This is a genomic window from Nocardia speluncae NBRC 108251 (assembly GCF_001613245.1).
GTDB classification, from domain to species: Bacteria; Actinomycetota; Actinomycetes; order Mycobacteriales; family Mycobacteriaceae; genus Nocardia; species Nocardia speluncae.
Genome location: NZ_BDBZ01000030.1, coordinates 42,222 through 63,309 on the forward strand (window position 1 = coordinate 42,222; position 21,088 = coordinate 63,309).

Annotated in this window: 16 protein-coding genes; all 16 read left to right on the top strand. The window is 65.9% G+C overall.

The features are described 5' to 3' along the window. The first annotated feature begins 366 nt into the window (after positions 1-366). The 16 genes from NS6_RS35990 to fadD32 all read left to right on the top strand — a co-directional run bounded on the left by NS6_RS35990 (position 367) and on the right by fadD32 (position 20,854). Complete coding sequence (locus NS6_RS35990) at positions 367-1,884, top strand: SpoIID/LytB domain-containing protein (protein WP_245669467.1); 1,518 nt, start codon at positions 367-369, stop codon at positions 1,882-1,884. Then, a complete protein-coding gene (locus NS6_RS34905; protein WP_245669468.1) occupies positions 1,881-2,030 on the top strand; it encodes a TipAS antibiotic-recognition domain-containing protein in 150 nt (49 codons plus the stop codon). Before NS6_RS35990 ends, NS6_RS34905 begins: the two co-directional genes overlap by 4 nt. Before the next feature lie 135 nt (positions 2,031-2,165). Then, a complete protein-coding gene (locus tag NS6_RS22835; RefSeq protein WP_068045025.1) occupies positions 2,166-2,783 on the top strand; it encodes a hypothetical protein in 618 nt (205 codons plus the stop codon). 159 nt (positions 2,784-2,942) lie between these two features. Then, complete coding sequence (gene glf, locus NS6_RS22840; protein ID WP_068045028.1) at positions 2,943-4,172, top strand: UDP-galactopyranose mutase; 1,230 nt, start codon at positions 2,943-2,945, stop codon at positions 4,170-4,172. Then, the gene (locus NS6_RS22845) at positions 4,169-6,103 is read left to right on the top strand and encodes a glycosyltransferase (RefSeq protein WP_068045031.1); all 1,935 of its coding nucleotides are present in this window, start codon (positions 4,169-4,171) and stop codon (positions 6,101-6,103) included. The genes glf and NS6_RS22845 overlap by 4 nt, the downstream gene beginning before the upstream one ends. 5 nt (positions 6,104-6,108) lie before the next feature. Beyond that, complete coding sequence (locus NS6_RS22850; RefSeq protein ID WP_068045262.1) at positions 6,109-6,675, top strand: phosphatase PAP2 family protein; 567 nt, start codon at positions 6,109-6,111, stop codon at positions 6,673-6,675. A 1-nt stretch (position 6,676) separates the two neighbouring features. Further along, positions 6,677-7,603 carry a decaprenyl-phosphate phosphoribosyltransferase gene (locus NS6_RS22855; RefSeq protein ID WP_068045034.1) on the top strand — a complete coding sequence of 309 codons (927 nt, stop codon included), beginning with the start codon at positions 6,677-6,679 and terminating at the stop codon, positions 7,601-7,603. 4 nt (positions 7,604-7,607) lie between these two features. Beyond that, positions 7,608-9,545, top strand: coding sequence for an arabinofuranosyltransferase AftB family protein (locus NS6_RS22860; protein ID WP_068045264.1), 1,938 nt, complete (start codon positions 7,608-7,610; stop codon positions 9,543-9,545). 170 nt (positions 9,546-9,715) lie between these two features. Beyond that, positions 9,716-10,810 (top strand): alpha/beta hydrolase, encoded by a 1,095-nt coding sequence (locus NS6_RS22865; RefSeq protein ID WP_068045037.1) that lies wholly within the window; start codon positions 9,716-9,718, stop codon positions 10,808-10,810. 286 nt (positions 10,811-11,096) lie between these two features. Then, the gene (locus NS6_RS22870; protein WP_068045039.1) at positions 11,097-12,146 is read left to right on the top strand and encodes an alpha/beta hydrolase; all 1,050 of its coding nucleotides are present in this window, start codon (positions 11,097-11,099) and stop codon (positions 12,144-12,146) included. A 436-nt stretch (positions 12,147-12,582) separates the two neighbouring features. Beyond that, positions 12,583-13,602 carry an alpha/beta hydrolase gene (locus NS6_RS22875; RefSeq protein WP_084471325.1) on the top strand — a complete coding sequence of 340 codons (1,020 nt, stop codon included), beginning with the start codon at positions 12,583-12,585 and terminating at the stop codon, positions 13,600-13,602. Positions 13,603-13,852: 250 nt separating this feature from the next. Then, positions 13,853-15,631, top strand: a complete 1,779-nt coding sequence (locus NS6_RS22880; protein WP_068045042.1) for an alpha/beta hydrolase-fold protein — start codon at positions 13,853-13,855, stop codon at positions 15,629-15,631. A 221-nt stretch (positions 15,632-15,852) separates the two neighbouring features. Further along, a complete protein-coding gene (locus NS6_RS22885; protein WP_068045044.1) occupies positions 15,853-16,389 on the top strand; it encodes a DUF732 domain-containing protein in 537 nt (178 codons plus the stop codon). 9 nt (positions 16,390-16,398) lie between these two features. Then, positions 16,399-17,391, top strand: a complete 993-nt coding sequence (locus NS6_RS22890) for a cutinase family protein (RefSeq protein ID WP_371859353.1) — start codon at positions 16,399-16,401, stop codon at positions 17,389-17,391. A 348-nt stretch (positions 17,392-17,739) separates the two neighbouring features. Then, the gene (locus NS6_RS22895; RefSeq protein ID WP_068045269.1) at positions 17,740-18,759 is read left to right on the top strand and encodes an LLM class F420-dependent oxidoreductase; all 1,020 of its coding nucleotides are present in this window, start codon (positions 17,740-17,742) and stop codon (positions 18,757-18,759) included. 184 nt (positions 18,760-18,943) lie between these two features. Then, positions 18,944-20,854, top strand: coding sequence for a long-chain-fatty-acid--AMP ligase FadD32 (fadD32, locus tag NS6_RS22900; protein ID WP_068045048.1), 1,911 nt, complete (start codon positions 18,944-18,946; stop codon positions 20,852-20,854). Positions 20,855-21,088 lie beyond the last annotated feature (234 nt).

Sequence of the window (21,088 nt, forward strand, 5' to 3'; positions counted from 1 at the left end):
GTGATGCTTGCGTACTCGAGTCTCACAGACCACACTAGCCACATTCGTCACAAATCTAAACCTGAGGTTGAGGCTTACCTGGTCGCTCGAATGTAGCTCCCGGAGCGTGGCCGGTCGAAACGACATGCCGACGTCGTGTCGAGGCAAACGTCCGGGCGAATCGATGGGAGTGCTCATATGTCATACCGAAACAGCATAACTCGCGCGAAAGTTCCGCTGCGCCTTGCGAATCCACTGGTAAAGCGCCGATTACCCGGGTCGATGCAAGGACGAAGGATCAGGCCCGGGCCGATGTTCGCCTGCGGCGCCACGGCTCTGCTGATCGGCGGATCGTTACTGGCGCCATCTGCCGGTGAGGTATACCGGATGATTGCGGAGGCCGGCCCCGGGCACGGCCGAGGGCTCAGCCAGCACGGTGCCCTGCAGAACGCGCGCAGCGGTCAGAGTGTCGAGCAGATTCTCGGGCACTACTACCCGGGGGCCGAGATCGGCAGCGTCGGCCCGGCTTCGGTATCGGTCCGGTTGCAGGGCTACGACGGCGCCGAACCCGTCGTCTTCTCGGATGCAGGCGCCCGGGTGGCGGGCCGGGTGCTCGAACCGGGCGAGGCTGCCCGCCTGATCCCCCTGCCCGACGGCGGCGCGCATGTCGTGGTCACCGACGGATGCGAAGGCGGCGTGCTCTGGGAGACCTCCGTCGGCGACCCCTGGGTCTATCCGGTCGACCCGAACCCCAACCGCCCGGCGAACGAGCACCTCACCGTGTGCGGGGGCAGCGCCTACCGTGGCTCTGTAGGTGTGGCCACCGAAAACGGTGACCCCCGCACGGTCAACCGGGTGGATGTCCAGGACTATTTACGCGGCGTGATCCCCGCGGAGATGCCCGCCGGCTGGGACCCCGTGGCGCTCGAGGCCCAGGCCATCGCGGCGCGCTCCTATGCTCTCGCCGAGACCCGCTGGCCGTACGCGCAGACCTGCGACACCACCGACTGTCAGGTCTACAGCGGTACCGCCCAGGAAGATCCACGCACCACCGCTGCGGTGGAAGCCACCGCGGGCCGGGTGCTACTGCGTGACGGGCGAATTCTGCGGTCGGAGTACTCCGCCGCGCCCGACGGCGGGCAACCCGCCGATATCCAGACTTTCGAGGTGGGCCCGACACCCGCGGAACTCGCGGTCGCCGGCCCCATGCCGGCCGCGCCGGCCGATCCTCAGATCCAGGCCGCGGCGCCCGACGGAACCACGCCCGGTATGCCCGGGGGCTCCGTACCGCCGGTGTCACCGGAGGGCGACAAGACCGCCCCGAACGCGGGCGCACCGGTGCCGCGGACTCCCGAAGGCAGCCTGCCGATTTCACCGGACGGGACGAATCCAGCGCTCCCGGGGGTGAAACCGGGCGAGACACCCTCGCCGATCGATACCGCTTACGCGGAAATGGGCGGCGCGCGCAGTGTGGTCGGCCTACCGGTCACCACGGAAATGCCGTTACCCGACGATGCCGGTAGCTACCGGCTGTTCGAGAACGGCGTCATCGTCTACACCCCGGCCCTGGGTGCGCAGGTCGTGGACTTCACCACGCTGATGCAGATGGTGCCGAACCTCGAGGACCCCGCGGTCGGCAGCGCTGAATCGGAAACAACCGAACCCGGCACCGGCGTTCCCGGGGCGACCGAATCCGAGACCACCGAATCAGGCAGTTCGGGACCTGCCGGAAGCGACCCCGGTACCGCTCCGGGGCGAGTGCCGGCGGGCCGGGCCGGAGCCGCGGACGCACCGGAAACCCCGTCCGGCGGGCCCGCGCTGCAGGGCGACCGCCCGGCTGCCGTACCGGGTGCCCAGAAAATCCCCATGGACATGGAGGTGGCAGACCTGTCCAGCGGTTCGTGAACACCGCTGCGAAGGAATTCGCGGGGCTCGGTGAAATGTATTTCGCCGACGAATGTTCCGGAGTCCACTACGACCGGCACGGAAAGCGAACGGCAGAGCTGGTTCGTGACGCGATGAAGTATTACGCGGACACCGATCTCGAATAGAAAACGGAACCACCGCGGTGTCCGCACACGAAAAGTATGCGGACACTTGCGTTTCACAATGAGTGGGACGAGACGTCGGCGAACTCCACTGCGGCGCGGTAGGGTTCCCGAAAACCTTTACGAGGGGGAGGTCCCATGAGTTATCCGTATGGTCAGCCGCCGCACCAACAGGGGTACCCGGCGCCCGGTCCCGGCTACCCGGCCCCGGCCTATGCGGCCGCACCCGGCCCGTACGGCTACCCGCAGCCCGCGCCGAGTGGCGGTACCGGGATCACCGCGGGCATCCTCGCGCTGCTGGGCGCCGTCTCCAGTGTCTGCATGGCCATCTCCATGTTCATCCTGACCGCCGCCACCTCGGAGAGTTCGCTCACCAGCGGGGCGGCGCTGGCCACCGGGGCGCGTCGGCGCAGCAGTTCCTCCAGTAGCAGCAGTAGCAGCGGCACCGACGTGGATATCGATTTCGAGGGTGTCGGCATCATCTGGGGAATCCTGTACCTCGTCGTGGCGCTGGCACTGCTGGTCGGCGGGATCATGCTGCTGAAACGGAGCAGCGCCGGCCGGACCACGGTGATCGTCGCGTGTGTCGCGTTCCTCATCGTCTCGATTTTCGGCTTCGGACTCACGGCGGTCATCGCCGGTCTCTTCGCCATCGGAACCCTGGTCCTGGCCTCTCTGGGGTCCACCAAACGGTGGATCGAGGCCGCGCGGGCGCCGGCCATGGGGGGCTATATGCCCACCCCGTACGGCTACTGATCCAACGGTCCACACACCCGTTCGCCGGGGCCCGGTCATCGACACGGCCCCGGCGAACGTTTTGCGACCGCCCCGGCCGGAACCCTTCTCACCTGGCGTTACCATCTACCCGCTGATCCCGACTGGCGCCGGGAAATGCTTCCGATACGCTGGGCTCCCGTGACCGCCGCATCGTCTCCGGGTAACTCAGATAACAACGCACAGTTCGACCTGATCGTCGTCGGCTCCGGTTTCTTCGGGCTGACCGTCGCCGAGCGCAGCGCGAACTTACTCGGTAAGAGAGTTCTCGTGCTGGACCGCCGTCCGCATATCGGCGGTAACGCCTATTCGGAACCCGAACCGGAAACCGGGATCGAAATCCACAAATATGGTGCACATCTGTTCCACACCTCGAACAAACGGGTTTGGGACTATGTCACGCAGTTCACCGAGTTCACCGGTTATCAGCATCGTGTGTTCGCCCTGCACAAGGGCCAGGCCTATCAGTTCCCGATGGGCCTGGGGCTGGTCTCGCAGTTCTTCGGCCGGTATTTCACTCCGGAGGAGGCCCGTGCGCTGATCTCCGAGCAGTCTGCCGAGATCGAGACCGCCGACGCACAGAACCTCGAGGAAAAGGCCATCTCGCTGATCGGGCGCCCGCTCTACGAGGCGTTCGTCCGCGACTACACCGCCAAGCAGTGGCAGACCGACCCCAGGGAGCTGCCGGCCGGCAATATCACCCGGCTGCCGGTCCGCTACACGTTCGACAACCGCTACTTCAACGACACCTATGAGGGCTTGCCCAAAGAGGGGTACACGAAGTGGCTGGAGAACATGGCGGCCAGTGAACTGATCGAGGTCCGGGTGGACACCGACTGGTTCGACGTGCGCGACGAGTTGCGCGCGCAGAACCCGGACGCGCCGGTGATCTACACCGGCCCGCTGGACCGCTACTTCGACTACACCGAGGGCGAGCTGGGCTGGCGCACGATCGACTTCGAGACCGAGGTCCTGCCGACCGGTGACTACCAGGGCACATCGGTGATGAACTACAACGACGCGGACCCGCCCTACACCCGCATCATCGAGCCCCGGCATTTCCATCCGGAGCGCGATTACCCCACGGACAAGACGGTCATCATGCGCGAGTACTCGCGTTTCGCCAAGACCGGCGACGAACCGTACTATCCGATCAACACCCCTGAAGACCGAGCCAAACTGGCCGCGTATCGCGCGCTGGCCAAGCAGGAGACCGCCACGACGAAGGTCCTGTTCGGCGGACGCCTCGGTACCTACCAGTACCTGGATATGCATATGGCCATCGCGAGTGCACTGAACATGTTCGACAATGTGCTGCGGCCGCATCTGGAATCGGGTGCACCGCTGGCCGAGGAGAACAACGACGTATGACCTCAGCATCACTGACGCACAGCGCGTCCGCCACCCGTGCGAAGTCACTCCTGCAGCGGGTGATCCTGCCCCGCCCGGGTGAGCCGCTGGATGTGCGCACCCTCTACCTGGAAGAGTCGGCGACCAACGCCCGGCGCGCACACGCCGGCACCCGGACCTCGCTCTCGGTGGGCGCGGAGTCCGAGGTGTCGTTCTGCACCTATTTCAACGCGCTGCCGGCCAGCTACTGGCGGCGCTGGAGCATGCTCGATTCGGTGGTGCTGCGGCTGGAGCTGGCCGGGCACGGACGGGTCGACATGTACCGGTCCAAGGCCGACGGCTCGCGTATCCACATACAGGGCCAGGAGTTCGCGGTGGCGCCCGGCGCCGAAACCGTCACGCTCGAACTGGAGACCGATTTCGGGCCGTTCGAGGACGGCGGCTGGCTCTGGTTCGATATCACCACCGACACCGCGGTGACGCTGGTATCCGGCGGCTGGTACGCACCGATCGAAGCGCCCGGCGAGGGGCGGATCGCGGTCGGTATGCCGACCTTCAACCGTCCCACCGATGCCGTGAAAACGCTGGCCGCGCTCGGTGCCGACCCGCTGGTGCTGGCGCAGATCGACGCTGTGATCATTCCTGATCAGGGCACTCGCAAGGTCGTCGACGAACCCGGTTTCGACGAGGCCGCCGCCGTGCTGGGCAACCGGCTCTCCATTCACGACCAGCCGAATCTCGGCGGGTCCGGTGGATACAGCCGGGTGATGTATGAGGCACTGAAATCGACCAGCGCCGAATACATCGTCTACATGGACGACGATATCGAGATCGAACCCGATTCGATTCTGCGTTCCCTGGCTTTCGCTCGTTTCGCCGAATCCCCCGTGCTGGTGGGTGGGCAGATGCTCAACTTGCAGGAACGTTCGCACCTGCATGTGATGGGCGAGGTGGTCGACCGCAATATCTTCATGTGGTCGGCGGCTCCGAATGTCGAATACGACCACGACTTCGCGAAGTACCCCCTGCGCGACCGGGACAATTCGAAACTGCTGCACCGGCGTATCGACGGTGATTTCAACGGCTGGTGGACCTGCGTCATTCCGCGGCAGGTGGCCGAACAACTCGGCCAACCGCTACCGCTGTTCCTGAAATGGGACGATGTCGAATACGGATTGCGGGCCCGCGAAGCGGGTTATCCGACTGTCACCCTTCCGGGTGCCGCGGTCTGGCATATGGCGTGGAGCGATAAAGACGACGCCATCGACTGGCAGGCGTATTTCCATCTGCGCAACCGCCTGGTGGTGGCATCGCTGTACCAGCCGGGTACCGGGCGCGCCATGATCGCGCATACGGTCAAGGCGACCCTCAAACACCTGCTCTGCCTCGAATATTCGACGGTTGCGGTCCAGAATCTGGCGATCAGCGATTTCCTGGCCGGTCCGCAGCGTCTATTCGAACTGCTGCCCAGCGCGCTGGGGGCGGTACACGAACTGCGCAAACAGTATCCGGATGCGGTGACCCTGCCGTCCTCGACCGAACTGCCGCTGGCCAGCGGTATCGGGGTCGGCGCAGTAGGCGAACCGGCCAACCCGATCGCCAAGATCGTGCGGCTCGGCAAAGGCGTGCTGAACAATCTGCGACCGGCGCATCCGGAGCATCATGAGCGCCCGCAGCTCAATGTGCCGACCTTGGACGCGCGCTGGTTTCTGCTCTCCCAGGTCGACGGAGTCACCGTCACCACCGCCGACGGTCGCGGTGTGGTGTACCGGAAAAGGGATCCGCGGCAGGCCTACGGGCTGTTCCGCGAAGCACTGCGGTTGCGTAAGGAACTCGCCGACCGGATGCCGGAGATGCGGCAGCGCTATCGCGCCGCGCACGCGGAGCTCACCGGTACCGCCGCGTGGGAGAAGGTTTTCGGAATCGACGGTAGTACGGAGACCCAGCGGTGAATGCGATGAACCCGAGCCTGCAGGATTCGGCCACCGGGCAGACCCCGCCCGAAGTGAAGATCATCGAAGCGGTGCAGGGCGCCATTGCAACCCCACCGGTGATCTCGGCAGCGCGCGGTATGTCGCATTTCGGCGAGCACGCGCTCGGCTGGGTCGCGATCGCCGCGGCCGGTGCGCTCGCCGACAAATCCCGCCGGCGACAGTGGGCCGGAGTGGCCGTCGGCGCCGTCGGCGCGCACGCGGCGTCCATCGTGATCAAGCGCATAGTTCGCCGCCCGCGACCCCACGCGCCGTCGGTGCAGGTGAACGTCGGTACGCCGAGCAAACTGAGCTTCCCGTCCTCGCACGCGACTTCGACAACGGCGGCGGCGGTGCTGCTCGGAAAATTGACCGGGCTACCCTTGCCAGCGGTACTCGTACCGCCGATGTTGCTGTCCAGGGTCGTTCTCGGGGTGCATTACCCCTCCGATGTGATCGCCGGTTCCGCGCTCGGCGCTGCGTCCGCCGCCGTCCTGCTCGCCGCCGAAAAGAGACTCGACAGTGACCGTACAAGACGAAAAGGCGCTGCCTGATATGAGTGAAGAGCCCACCGGCGTCGATCTGGCCGAGGCCGAGGTCAAGGGACCGCCCAAGACCTTGGTCGGTGGCCTGATCAAGGCCGCTCGACCCCGCCAGTGGGTGAAGAACGTCCTGGTGCTGGCGGCGCCGATGGCCGCCGGGTCGGTCACTGATCTGGGTGTGCTCGCCCACGTCGCGATCGCGTTCGTGGCCTTCTGTCTGGCGGCTTCGGGTATCTATCTGGTCAACGACGCGATGGACGTCGAGGCCGATCGGGCGCATCCCACCAAGCGGTTCCGCCCGATCGCGGCCGGTGTGGTTCCGGTGAACTTGGCCTTCGCGCTGGCGGCAGTGCTGCTGATCGGCTCGGTGGCGCTCTCCTTCGTGGCGAACTGGCAGCTCGCCGTCGCCATCGGGGTCTACGTAGGTGTCCAGCTGGCCTACTGCTTCGGTCTCAAGCACCAAGCCGTGCTGGATATCTGCATCGTGTCCTCGGGATTTCTGCTGCGCGCGATTGCCGGCGGTGTGGCTGCCGGAATCCCGCTGTCGCAGTGGTTCCTGCTGATCATGGCCTTCGGGTCGCTGTTCATGGCGGCCGGTAAGCGGTATGCCGAGCTACAGCTGGCGCTTTCCACCGGGGCCAAGATTCGCAAATCCCTGGAGTACTACACCCCGACCTACCTACGATTCACCTGGAGCCTGGCCGCTACGGCGGTCGTGGTCTTCTACGGACTGTGGGCTTTCGAACAGGGTGCGGCCAAAGATACGGAGTGGTTCGCTCTTTCGATGATCCCGTTCACCATCGCGATTCTGCGTTACGCAGTCGACGTCGACGGTGGTGAGGCGGGAGAACCGGAAGAGATCGCCTTCGGCGACCGCGTCCTGCAGTTGCTCGCCATTGCCTGGATCGGAGCGGTAGGTGTCGCTGTCTATCTCTTCTGACGAGATTGCGGTAGCCGAACAAGAAAAGACCGGCGAGGGGGCTGCTACAGAGCAGCCCCGCAAGCCGGCTCGTCCCACTTGGATACCGCGCGCGGTGTTCGCGGGTGGGATCGTGGCGACCGTCGCGTTACTGGCCTTCGGTGGCTGGCAGCGGCGCTGGATCGCCGACGACGGTCTCATCGTCCTGCGTACCGTGCGTAATCTGCTGGCCGGTAACGGCCCGGTGTTCAACCCGGGCGAGCGGGTGGAGACCAATACCAGTACGGCGTGGACCTACATCGTGTGGTTCTTCAGCTGGGTGACCCAGGCCCGGCTCGAGTATGTCGTTCTGGGAGTTGCGCTGACACTCTCGGTGCTCGCGCTGGTGTTCGCGATGCTGGGTTCGGGCAAGCTGTGGGGCCCGGCCTCCTCGACGCTGCTGCTACCGGCCGGTGCGCTGGCCTACATCGCGGTCCCCCCGGCCCGCGACTATGTGACCTCCGGCTTGGAGAACGGCCTGGTCATCTGCTGGATCGCGCTGCTGTGGCTGCTGCTGATCCGCTGGAGCAAGGCCGAACGCCCCCGCGTTCCCGGGCTGCTCGCCCTGGCGTTTCTGGCGGGCCTGGCTCCGCTGGTTCGGCCGGAGATGGCGGTTGTCGGCGGACTGGCCCTGCTGTTGATCTTCTTCGCCCCGATGCCTGCCTCCCGGTTGCGGCCGTGGCTGCTGCGCGGGCTGATCGTCGCCACCGCCGGCGCGGTACCGCTGTGCTACCAGATCTGGCGGATGGGTTACTACGGGCTGCCGTACCCGAACACCGCGGTCGCCAAGGATGCGGGCGGGGCCAAATGGGGGCAAGGTTTCACCTACCTCTGGGATCTCGCCGGCCCGTATTACCTCTATGTTCCGCTGGCGATTCTGCTGATCGCGGGCCTGGTGGCGGCGCGGGTGTATCGCGCCGAACCGGCGGTGGTGGAACAGGATCCGACAGGAGAGAAGGCCGGGCGGTTCCGGCGGTTGCGTGAACGGCTGCGGACACCGGCCGCGGTGGTCACGCTGGTGCTGTGTGCCGCGGGGATCCTCACCGTCTACGCGCTGCGGGTCGGCGGCGATTTCATGCACGGCCGGATGCTGCTGCCGCAGCTGTTCCTGTTCTTGCTGCCGGTCGCGGTGTTGCCGCTGCGGCTGCCCGCGGGCGGGGTTCGGGCGTTGACGCGCCGGGACGCCCCGGCCTTCGGCCTGTTGGTGGTCGCGCTGGCAGGGACCGGGATCTGGGCGCTGATGGCCTCGGGGACCACTGCGATCCAAACCGGAACCAAGATCGATGACTCCGGTATCGTCGACGAACGTATCTACTATGTCCTCAACACCGGCCACGACCACCCGATCCGCGCCGAGGACTACCTCGACTACGCGCGGATGCGGCCCATGGTGGAGGCGATCGAGAACACGCCCGACGGTGGCCTGCTGCTGAATTCGCCCTCGTTCATGTTCTGGTACGTGGCGCCGCCGCCGGTTCCGATTCCACCGGGTGGTGCGGGGCATACGGTCTACTTCCTCAATCTCGGTATGACCAGCATGAACGTCCCGTTGGACGTGCGGGTCATCGATCCGATGGGACTGGCCTTCCCGCTGGCCGCGCACACCGAACGACTCGACGACGGGCGTATCGGCCACGACAAGAGCCTCTACCCGGACTGGGTGATCGTGGAAACCGGCATGGTGGACCGCAAACCGTGGCTGCCCTGGTATATGGACGAGGACTGGGTGAAACAAGCTCACGTGGCTATGTCCTGCCCGCAGACCCACGCACTGATGCTGTCCTACAAGGACCCGTTGACCTTGCAACGCTTCAAGCACAACCTGTTGCACGCTTTCGATTTCGCCTCCTACCGCATAGATCGCGTCCCGGAGTATGAGATTCAACGCTGTGGCCTGGTTGATCCGGTCCCGCCGGTGCGCTGAGCTCCCCTTTCTCCGATAGCTTTTCGGCACTGCCGGATCGGCGTGGGTTCCCGGCTGTCGGCTGTCGGCGTGTCACGCTATTGTGCTGGCGTCCGTTCCCGGTACGCATGCAGCCGGGGACCGGCGCCGGACCACGCGATCGATGGGTCGCACGACGGAGGGTGGGAGTAATGCGAGGCGTTATCGGCCGCGGCCAACGGACCGGCCACCCGGCCCGGCGACTGGGCAACCGGCTGAAACGAGCGGCGCTGCTCTCCCTGGCGGTACTGCTGCCGGTGGGGATGTCGGTCGCCGGTCCGGACGCTCCGGCATCGGCGCGTTTCGATCCTGCTTTCGGGTTCGATTTCTGGGTCGAATCCCCGGAGATGGGGGCGATCAAATCGCGTATCTTCCGTGCCGCGGATGGGAACACCGGACGGGTGGTCTACGCGCTGGACGGGATGCGCGCCCGCGACGATCTCAGCGGCTGGGAGATCGATACCGATGTCGCCCGCGAGCTCACCAAATGGAATATCAATGTGGTCATGCCGGTCGGCGGCCGCTCGAGCTTCTACGCGGATTGGAACGCGCCGAGCAACTTCTTCGGCCTCGGCAGTTCCGGCAGCGCCGGCGATGCCAGCGGGTCGGCAGGGGATTCGGGTTCGGGGCTGGCCTCGGGATCAGCGGCCGGGCTGGGCCGCTCGAATACCTACAAATGGGAATCCTTCCTGACCCGTGATCTGCGCTGGGCGCTGCGCGATCGGCTCGGCTTCAATCCCAACGGGAACGGTGTTTTCGGGCTGTCGATGGGCGGCAGCGCGGCACTTGCGCTCGCGGCATATCATCCGGACCAGTTCAGGTACGCGGCTTCCTATTCCGGCTATCTGAACGTATCTGCCCCCGGTATGCGTGAGGCCCTGCGAGTGGCCATGCTGGACGCGGGCGGGTTCAATATCGACGCAATGGCGCCACCGTGGAGCCCGCAGTGGCTGCGGATGGATCCGTTCGTCTTCGCGCCGATGCTGCGCGCCCACAACACCCGGCTCTGGGTTTCAGCGGGGAGCGGGTTGCCGGCGGCGGCGGACGGGCTGGATATGCACACTGTGAACGCCATGGGCCTGGAGGCGTTGGCGCTGGTCAACACGCGGGCATTCCAGGCCCGCATGATGTCGCTGGGCGCCCAGAACGTCACCTACGACTTCCCGGCTGTCGGTGTGCACAACTGGCGCTACTGGACCGACGAGGTGTACCGGATGATCCCGGATCTGTCGGCGAATATCGGCTGAACCCGGCCCGGTATTCCAGACCGTTTGGTCTGTTTTGTGGAAGCGTTGCCGCGGCCGCTCCCCGTGGTGTGCCACAACGAAATCGCAGCCGCGCGACGCGTATGCACGTGACCCGCGCCACTATCTGGCAACATGAGCATGCATCTGCCCGAGTGATGCACCAGGAACATGTATCCAGGTAACGGCTCCGGTATCCCGTGGGCGCCGTGGTCTATGTATCCGATATGGGGCCGGTAACGTAGCTCGTGATTTGCTGTCCGGCTGTCCAGGCGAAAGGTCTAGTCGAATGCGAAGTGCGCGAAGGCTCAGATCGACCCGATCCCGGCAGTGGATCGGTCGTTGGGCACTGGGGATCACCGTGGCACTGCTCGCTCCACTCGCGGTGTCGTTGTCCGATTCGGGTGGCCGGGTCGCAGCGGCACCCAACCCCCGGGGCTTCGATTTCGTGGTCGATTCCCCCGAGATGGGCCCGATCAGATCACGGATCTTCCGAGCCAAGGACGGCAACACCAACCGTGTCGTCTACGCCCTGGACGGTATGCGTGCCCCCGAGACGCACAGCGGCTGGGAGTTCGACACCAATGTTGCCGACGCGCTCACCGACTGGAATATCAATGTCGTCATGCCGATCGGCGGTATGTCCAGCTTCTACGCCGACTGGAATGCGCCGAGTTCCTTCTTCGGGGCGCCCCCGACCGGCTCGTCCTCGGGTTCCGGCGCACTCAACGTGATCTCGGAAGGGCCGGGCAAGAGCTTCCGCTACGCCTGGGAAACCTTCATCAATCAGCATCTGCGCTGGGCGTTGCGCGACCGGCTCGGGTTCAACCCGAACCGCAACGGCGTATTCGGATTGTCGATGGGCGGTAGCGGCGCGCTGACCCTGGCCGCCTATCACCCGGACCAGTTCAGTTTCGCCGGTTCCTACTCCGGCTACCTGAACATCTCCGCGCCGGGTATGCGTGAGGCCATCAGGATGGCAATGATCGACGCCGGTGGGTACAACGTCGACTCGATGGCGCCGCCGTGGGGTCCGCAGTGGCTGCGGATGGATCCGTTCGTCTTCGCGCCGATGCTCCGTGACCACAACACCCGTCTCTGGATATCCGCCGGTAGCGGGCTGCCTGCGCCGGCCGACGGATTCGACGGCAATACCGTGAACGGAATGGCGCTGGAGGCGCTGGCGCTCGCCAACACTCGATCGTTCCAGCTGCGGATGATGTCGCTGGGTGCGAACAATGTCACGTACTCGTTCCCGGCAGCGGGTATCCACTCCTGGACCTACTGGGAAGCCGAAGTGCATCGGATGATTCCGGATTTGTCCGCGAATATCGGATAACCGGCGGTCGCGGGGCCGGCATCGGCCTCGCCATCGACGGCAGTGTGCCCGCCACCGAGACTTTCCGGTGGCGGGCACACTGCCGTCGATGGGAATTCGTCCATGGTTCGTATTCCGTTACACAAGCCCGGTCAGAGCGCGATTTCGATAACGGAAGAATATCGCGGCCCACCGAGACATCAACGCTTCGGCAAGGTATCGTCACGGGGCGATCACAACGTTCTCGCGGCGGATTTCGGCCATCCGATCAGCACGGCCTTGCTTGGGCTGGATGAGGTCGAATAAGGTCCAGCGAGCGCATCTGTGACCAGATCGTTGTAGCGCTGTCGGCCGACGGTTGGTCGGGACCGGCCGCCGGCGCCGTCGAGGAGAAACGGGGTGTTGTCCGCGCAGCGGTGGCGTACAACACCACAACAGCAGAAAGAGAGCAGAATTCATGCGTTTCGGCAGGGCAGCCGGCCCGAAGAGAAGTATAGGGCGGTCACGGGCACCTCGCGGTTGGCGTAACCGGATTCTGGCAATCGGTGCGGCGGCACTCGCGCTACCGGTCGCTGCGGGTATCGCGGCTCCGACCGCCGTGGCCTCGCCGGCGGCGCCGGTGCACCGGGGCGCCCTGGAGGAACTCATGGTTCCCTCCAGCATGGGCCCCATCAAGGTCCAGGTGCAGTGGGCGGCGCGCGGCGGCAACGCCGGGCTGTACCTACTCGACGGCCTGCGCGCCCGCGAAGACCGCAACGCCTGGTCCTTCGAGACCAACGCGCTCCAGCAGTTCGGCGGCGACAACATCTCGCTGATCATGCCGGTCGGCGGCCAGTCCAGTTTCTATGCCGACTGGTACTCGCCGAGCAACACCAACGGTCAGAAGTTCACCTACAAGTGGGAGACGTTCCTCACCGAGGAACTGCCCGCGTTCCTCGAAGGCCACGGTGTCTCGCGCACAAACAACGCGGTGGCGGGTCTGTCGATGGGTGGCAGCGCGGCGCTGTCCCTGGCCGCCTACCACCGCGACCAGTTCAGGTCGGCCGCCGCCTACTCCGGCTACCTGAACATCTCGGCGCCGGGTATGCGTGAGGCCATCCGGATCGCCATGCTGGATGCCGGTCGTTACAACGTCGACTCGATGGCGGCCCCGTGGAGCCCGCAGTGGCTGCGGATGGATCCGTTCGTCTTCGCGCCGCAGCTGCGTGGCCTGCCGATGTACATCTCGGCGGCGAGCGGCCTGCCGGGCCCGCACGATCAGCCGGCGGGCGCTGTCGGGGCGTTCAACACCGGTAACGCCATGGCTCTGGAAGCGCTGTCGCTGGTCAACACCCGGGCCTTCCAGGCGCGGTTGAAGACCCTGGGGATCAACGCCCACTTCGATTTCCCGAGCGTCGGCACCCACTCCTGGAAGTACTGGGAGAGCCAGCTCTTCGCCTCCCGCAAGATGTTCCTGGATTCCACCAACGGCTGGTGAGGAAACGACACGCTGATCGGTTGCCGCTGAACCGATAGCACCGCGCAACGGCGCCACCTGCAAAGCAATACGAGCAGGTGGCGCCGTTGCTGTTTGCGGGTCGAGACGGTGATCAACTGATTTGCTGCCCGCGCGTCTACCGCGAATCGGCCGGTGACGGCGGTACAAACAGTGTGTGGCAGGGAAGAAACGCGTAAGAGGGGGCTCGACCGCCCGTTCCGGTATACGCGGCCGGCGCGGACTCGCCGTGATGGCGGCCGCACTGGTGTTGCCCTTCGCCGCCGCCCAGGCTCCGGCACCTGCCCAGCCCACCGCGACCACCGCGCCGGCGACCATCCGCAATATCGTCTGGCATTCCGACCGCCACGTCGCCATCTGGGTGAATTCGCCTGCCATGGGCGCACCCATCCAGGTGCGGTTGCTGTTGGCACGGGACTGGAACACTGCACCCAACGCGAAATTCCCGGTGCTCTACATGCTCGACGGGCTCCGCGCCACCGACGACAACAGCGGCTGGATCGCCGAAACCGGCGCCGTCGATTTCTTCGCCGACAAGAACGTCACGGCCGTGCTGCCGGTCGGCGGACAGGCCAGTTTCTATTCGGATTGGCTGGAATCCGACAACGGCAAGAACTACAAGTGGGAAACCTTTCTCACCAAGGAACTTCCGCCCCTACTGGAAAGTCAATGGCGGGCCACCGGTACCCGTGGAATCGCCGGGCTCTCGATGGGCGGCACCGCCGCGATGTTCCTGTCCGCCCGCAACAGCGATTTCGCGAAATTCGCCGCCTCCTACTCCGGTTTCCTCACCACCACGAGTACAGGTATGCCACAGGCGATCCGGCTCGCCATGATCGACGCGGGTGGATTCGACGCCGCGGCGATGTGGGGCCCGCCCGACAGCCCGCAATGGGAAGAACACGATCCGGTGTACCTCGCCGACCGCCTGAAAGGCCAGTCCCTCTATATATCGAGCGGAACCGGCGCTTCAGGGAAACACGACGAAGGATCCGAGATCCCGGGAGTCACCCCGAATATGTTCGGGATGGGTCTGGAAACACTATCTCTGATCACCTCCCAGAATTTCGTCTCGAAGCTGCACGAACTGCGCATCCCCGCGACCGTCAAATACCGGTCCGCCGGTACTCACACCTGGCCCTACTGGGATTTCGAACTGCGCCAGTCCTGGCCCCAGGCCGCTGCTGCTCTCGGTGTGCCGGCCGCGAAACCGGAATGCGCCGTCGGCGGTGCCATCGCCGGCGTGACGGCCGGCAACGGCTGGCTCGGTGACTGCCTCACCGGCGAATACCGGGTGCCGGGCGGCGTCGCCCAGGATTTCCTGCACGGCCGGGTCTTTTTCACCCCCGAGGCGGGCGCGCACCCGGTGGCCGGTCGTATCGGCGGCGGCTATCAGGCCGCGGCCGGACCGCACGGTGCGCTCGGCCTGCCGATCGGTGGGGAGACACCGCTGCCGGACGGCCGGGGTCGCTATCAGCCGTTCCAGCACGGATCGCTGTACTGGACACCGGAAACGGGTGCGCAGATGGTGGGCGGGGCGATCCTGGCCGAATGGGGTCGCCAGGGCTACGAGGGCGGCCCGGCGAAATACCCGGTGGGACCGGAGGTCCGGACACCGCATCGCGACGGTGCGGTGCAATCGTTCGAAGGCGGCCCGTTCTATTTCAGCCCCGCCACCGGGGCCCATCGGGTGGAGGGTCTCATCCTCGGCAAATACGCCGAACTGGGTTTCGAGAACAGTTGGCTCGGCTTCCCGGTGGCCCCCGAAGTCCCGCTGAAGGATTTCGGCAGGTACAGCGGGTTCGAGGGCGGCAACATCTACTGGAGTCCGCTCTCGGGTGCCTGGGCGGTCCGCAACGGCCCGGTCATGGATGCCTGGCGCGACGCGGGATTCGAGAACGGCCGCCTGGGCTTCCCGATCAGTGACGAATTCGCCGTCCCGGGCGGGGTGCAGCAGAATTTCCAGCACGGTGCCATCACTGTCCGGGACAATCGCGCCGAAGTTCGCTGACCCGGCGCAGGCCGGCGTCACGTTCGCCGGTGCCGATATGCGGTGTGTGGTCAGGCACAACGCAGCGGCATCCGGCGGGTGGTATTACCCTCGGTGGTCGCGGCCCGCGAGTAGCTCGCCGGGCCTGGACGTACCCGACGGTCAACCAGTGGTTCGGCGGTGCTCGCTATGGGTGCCGTGAACCAGCGCGCAACGGCGCGCCGGAACACAGGATGGAATGTATGTATCGGACCCGAGGCACGATGCTCGGTGTGGTGGCGGCCGTGGCGGCTGCCGGACTGCTCGCCGGCTGCGGCGACGACGAATCGACCGCGACCAGCACCCCGACGCTGTCGACCCCGGCCGCCGCATCTTCCGAGAGCTCGGCGCCGGCTCCGGCTCCGGCGCCGGGTGAACAGACTCCCGCGCCCGAGCCTCCGGCTCCGGAGGAGAGCGCCGCTCCGGAGGCGCCCCCGGAGGAAATGGAGCGTCCCGCACCGGTGGAGCCCCCCGAAGCCGCGGACACGGAGCTCGGCCCCAAGGAGCAGACCTATATCGATGAGCTGGCGAAACAGGGCGTGACTCCGTCGTCCCCGGATACCGCGCTGAGCATCGGCTCTTACGTGTGCAGTCAGGTGGCGCAGGGCACCCCGGATCCCGCCATGCTCACCTGGGTGACCGCGATGGCCGGTGCGGACGCGGCCTTCGATCCCGCGAAGATGCCGGTCGAGCAGGCAGGGCAGATCTACATCAATACCGCGAAAGCGCACTACTGCTAGTGGCTGCCGGTGAGTAGGGGACGCTCCGGAGCCCGTCGGTCGAGGTCGGCGGGCTGCCTGACGCTGCTTGCGCTCGGTGTGGCCGGGCTCGTCATCGTGGTATTGCTCTGGTATCTGCTGGCCGGGTGCCTGCGGGAACCTCCGCCGGGGCCCGGCCCGGGGCCGGGACCCGAGGAACCGACCAGTCAGCCGGCGAGCTGCCCGGATGTGCAGATGATTTCGGTGCCGGGTACGTGGGAGTCCAGCAGTACCGACGACCCCTACAATCCGTCGGCCAACCCGGCTTCGTTGATGCTGAATATCAGCGATCCGGTGCGGGAGCAGTTCCCGACCGAACGAGTCGACGTGTACACGGTTCCCTACGTCGCGCAGTTCTCCAACCCGGTGGCGTTTCCGCCGGACGGGCAGGCGTCCTACAACGTCTCGCGCAGCGAGGGCATGCGGCGGACATTCGATTTCCTGACCCAGCGGCACGAAGAATGCCCGCTCACCACGTATGTGCTGGCCGGGTTCTCACAGGGCGCAGTGATTGCCGGGGATATCGCCGAGCAGATCGGTAAGGGCAACGGCCCCGTACCGGCGGACCGGGTGCTGGGGGTATCCCTGATCGCCGACGGCCGCCGGTCCGGCGAGCCGGGTCCGGGGCAGCCCATCCAGGTGGGTACCCCGCCGCCCGGGACCGGGGCGGAGGTCGCGCTGGCCGGGTTGAGCGTGCCCGGAATCACCATGACAGGTGCACGTGAGGAGGGGTTCGGCGAACTCGCCGACCGGGTGTACACGATCTGCGCGCCCGGAGACCTGATCTGCGACGCACCGCGTAGTGCGCTCAGCCCCGGCAATATCATCGGCAGCCTGGGAACACTGACGGCGGCCGTCGGTAATCCTGTACACAGCCTCTATCACAATTTCGTGGTGGAACCCGATGGCACCACCGCCACCCAGTGGGCCGCCGATTGGGCTGTCGGTCTGGTCACGAATGCGCCGCGCCCGGCGCATTCGTGACTGAACTGGCCGCCGGATCACGGGTGCGGGGCACGCGTGGCGAATGGCACCGGTCCCGCACCGGTGGCGGTGTCCGGAGCCGAGGCGTGCGGTGCGGGGCCGGCGGTGAATCGGCAGTGGCGGCCCAGACACCCAGCGCGGACCGTTCGGCTCGAGTAGGCCAAATCGTCCCTGGTGAGCCGCTGTTGCGGTGGTGTGGCGAAGTACGCGCGGCGTGTTGTGACAATTCACCGCACGCAGCGTGCTCCTTCCCCCGCAGCACGCTGTAAAGTGCGCTGGTGATCGCGCGTCCCGGCCCTGCGCCGGCCGGGATACGCAGTGACTTCCGATATCCAGGAGCATGAGTTCATGACAGAAGCCGCCGTACCGGTGGATGAGTTGAGCGCGCTGGGCACTCCGTTGCGAAAGTTCCGCTTCGCCGCCGCCGGCGAGGGAAACAAGCAGGAAGGTGGCGCCCGAAAGTTCATCCAGACGGCGCAGCAGGCCGAGGAGTACGGCTACGACACCTTCGTGGTACCGGATCATCTCGGTGACCAGATCGGTCCGATCGCCGCCCTCGGCGCGCTGTCACAGGCCACCGACAAGATCCGCCTCGGCACCTCGGTGCTGGCCAACGGCTTCCGGCATCCGGTGGTGCTGGCCAAGGACCTCGCCACCATCGATGTGTTGTCGAAGGGCCGGCTCGAGGTGGGCATCGGGGCCGGATGGAAGGCCGACGAGTTCGCCGCCGCCGGGCTGGACTACGAACGCCCGGGGATCCGGCTGGCCAAACTCGACGAGACGCTGACCATTCTCGATGTGCTGCTGCGTGGGCAGGAGTGCACCTTCGAGGGCAAGTACTACCGGGTCCACGGCATCAAGGGGACTCCCCGGCCGCGGCAGGGGCCGCGTCCGCCGCTGTGCACCGGCGGTGGTGGGCCGCGCATGCTGAAGCTGGCCGCCAAACACGCCGACATCATCTCGGTGGTCCCGGTCACCACGCCGAAAGGTCAGGGGCTGCTGTCGAGTATCACCCTCGAGAAGACCATCGAGAAGGTGAACCTGATCAAGGAAGCCGCCGGGGAGCGGTTCTCCCAGATCGAGCTGAACTGGGCGGTTACCGCGATCGTCGTCACCGACGACAGGGAGAAGATGGCGGAAATGGCCCTTGCGGCTCTGGACCGTGGCCAGCTTCCCGACCTCGAGGTGGATGTCCAGCTCACGGTCGAAGACATCCTGAACTCCCCGTATGTGGCCATAGGCACGTTCGAGGAGATCGCCGAGCAGATGCGGCGAGTGCGCCAACTCACGGGCATGTCCTATATCGGCATCTACCCGACTCAGATGGACGCTTTCGCGCCGGTGATTCCCTTGCTCCGGGAGGAGTGAGAAGCTCATCTCTGTAACATGTCTCTGGTTTGAGAACATCTAGCCGATAGCGGTCACCGCGCAGACCGCACACCGAACCTGCGGGAAAGTTCTCGGATGAGAGCACCGCGGCGAAAGCGAGTCGGGGCCACACAGTAAATAACGGTCATCGTGCCGTTGCGGCGTGCGCCTCGGAGGAGAAGGAATGGACGAGACTTTCGACGACTACCTGGACGAGAACGGGAACATCACAATTCCCGATGATCGCACCCTGGTCGACCACGTCGAGAAGCACACCCGCAACGACGCGAACACCTTGGCGTACCGCTACATCGACTATTCGCGCGAACGCGATGGTGAGGTACACGAGCTGACGTGGCAACAGTTCGGGGTCCGGCTGCGCGCGGTGGCCGGTCGACTGCAGCAGGTGACCAAGCCCGGTGACCGGGTGGCGGTACTTGCACCGCAGGGCTTGGACTACGTGATCTCCTTCTTCGCCGCCATCTACGCGGGCGCGATCGCGGTGCCGCTGTTCGACCCCGACGAGCCCGGCCATACCGACCGGTTGCACGCGGTGCTCGGCGACTGCGAACCGTCGGCCATTCTCACCGCCGGTTCGTCCGCGGCCGGGGTGCGCCAGTTCTTCCGTTCGCTACCTGCTGCGCAGCGCCCACGCATCATTGCCGTCGACGCGATTCCCGACAGTGTCGGGGAAAGCTGGGTGCGCCCCGATATCGCGGTGGACGATATCGCCTACCTGCAGTACACCTCGGGTTCCACCCGTACCCCGGCCGGTGTGGAGATCACCCACCGCGCCGTGGGCACCAACCTGTTGCAGATGGTCGACGCCATCAATCTGGACTGGAATTCGCGCGGTGTCACCTGGCTGCCGCTGTTCCACGATATGGGCCTGCTGACCGTGATCCTGCCCGCCGTGGGCGGCAAGTTCATCACCATCATGTCGCCGGCCTCATTCGTGCGGCGGCCGTACCGCTGGATCAAGGAACTCGCCGCCGCCTCCGACGGCGCGGGCACGTTCGCCGCGGCCCCGAACTTCGCGTTCGAGCACGCCGCCGTGCGCGGACTGCCGAAGAACGGTGAATCACTGGACCTGTCCAATGTGATCGGCCTGATCAACGGCAGCGAACCGGTGACCACCTCGTCGATGAAGAAGTTCAACGAGGCGTTCGCCCCGTACGGCCTGCCGAAGACAGCCATCAAACCGTGCTATGGCATGGCCGAGGCCACGCTGTTCGTATCGGCCACCAAGGCCGAGGACGAGGCGAAGGTCACCTATGTCGATCGCACCGAGCTGGGCGCCGGCCGGATGGTGCAGGTCGAACCTGGCTCGGATAATGCGATCGCCCAGGTCAGCTGCGGTTATATCGCCCGTTCGCAGTGGGCCGTGATCGTGGATCCGGAATCGGTCGACGGTACGCCGCGCGAACAGCCCGACGGGCACGTCGGCGAGATCTGGCTGCACGGCAACAACATGGGTATCGGGTACTGGGGTCGCGAGAACGAGACGAATGCGACATTCCGGAACAAGGTCACCGAGCGACTACCCGAAGGCAGTCACGCCGAGGGCAGCGCCGCCGACGCACACTGGATGCGTACCGGCGATTACGGCGTGTTCTTCGACGACGAGCTCTACATCACCGGCCGGGTGAAGGACCTGGTGATCGTGGACGGCCGCAACCACTACCCGCAGGACCTCGAATTCTCCGCGCAGGAAGCCAGCAACGCGCTGCGGCCCGGGTTCGTCGCGGCGTTCTCGGTTCCGGCCAATCAGCTACCCGCCGAGGTTTTCGCGCAGGGCAGCCATTCGGGCCTGAAATTCGACGCCGACGATGCCTCCGAACAGTTGGTCGTCGTTGCCGAGCGCGGTCCGGGCGCCGGTAAGGCCGATCCGATGCCCATCGCCGACGCGGTCCGGGCGGCGATCTCCCAGCGCCACGGTGTCACGGTGCGCGATCTACTGTTGGTGCCGGCCGGCTCGATCCCGCGTACCTCCAGCGGGAAGATCGCGCGGCGCGCCTGTAAGGCGGCATATATCGAGGGCACGCTGCGCGGTGGTTACACGCAGCAGGCGTTCCCCGATGCACCTGAGGAATGAGCCCGGTCGACGCGGTGACGCAGCGTCCGGGAAGATAGGCGGCTGAGCGTAGTGCCGGAGGAGGTAACGCAGCGTGATCACGCATACGCGGCGAGACCACCCCACCGGCGCGGCGGCCGAGCGCCGTATCGCGCGGTGCTCACCTGCATCGGCGCAGGTGGGAGGCCCAACGAAACCCAGCGGCCTGTGCCGTGCTCCGGAGGTGGCGGCATCGTGACCACCGCGGCGCCGGCG

Excerpts from the sequence above, each read along its gene's own strand:
- NS6_RS35990 (WP_245669467.1), top strand. The coding sequence starts at position 367 with ATGATTGCGGAGGCCGGCCCCGGGCACGGCCGAGGGCTCAGCCAGCAC.
- NS6_RS22835 (WP_068045025.1), top strand. The coding sequence starts at position 2,166 with ATGAGTTATCCGTATGGTCAGCCGCCGCACCAACAGGGGTACCCGGCG.
- NS6_RS22845 (WP_068045031.1), top strand. The coding sequence starts at position 4,169 with ATGACCTCAGCATCACTGACGCACAGCGCGTCCGCCACCCGTGCGAAG.
- NS6_RS22850 (WP_068045262.1), top strand. The coding sequence starts at position 6,109 with ATGAACCCGAGCCTGCAGGATTCGGCCACCGGGCAGACCCCGCCCGAA.
- NS6_RS22855 (WP_068045034.1), top strand. The coding sequence starts at position 6,677 with ATGAGTGAAGAGCCCACCGGCGTCGATCTGGCCGAGGCCGAGGTCAAG.
- NS6_RS22865 (WP_068045037.1), top strand. The coding sequence starts at position 9,716 with ATGCGAGGCGTTATCGGCCGCGGCCAACGGACCGGCCACCCGGCCCGG.
- NS6_RS22870 (WP_068045039.1), top strand. The coding sequence starts at position 11,097 with ATGCGAAGTGCGCGAAGGCTCAGATCGACCCGATCCCGGCAGTGGATC.
- NS6_RS22875 (WP_084471325.1), top strand. The coding sequence starts at position 12,583 with ATGCGTTTCGGCAGGGCAGCCGGCCCGAAGAGAAGTATAGGGCGGTCA.
- NS6_RS22880 (WP_068045042.1), top strand. The coding sequence starts at position 13,853 with ATGGCGGCCGCACTGGTGTTGCCCTTCGCCGCCGCCCAGGCTCCGGCA.
- NS6_RS22885 (WP_068045044.1), top strand. The coding sequence starts at position 15,853 with ATGTATCGGACCCGAGGCACGATGCTCGGTGTGGTGGCGGCCGTGGCG.
- NS6_RS22895 (WP_068045269.1), top strand. The coding sequence starts at position 17,740 with ATGACAGAAGCCGCCGTACCGGTGGATGAGTTGAGCGCGCTGGGCACT.
- fadD32 (WP_068045048.1), top strand. The coding sequence starts at position 18,944 with ATGGACGAGACTTTCGACGACTACCTGGACGAGAACGGGAACATCACA.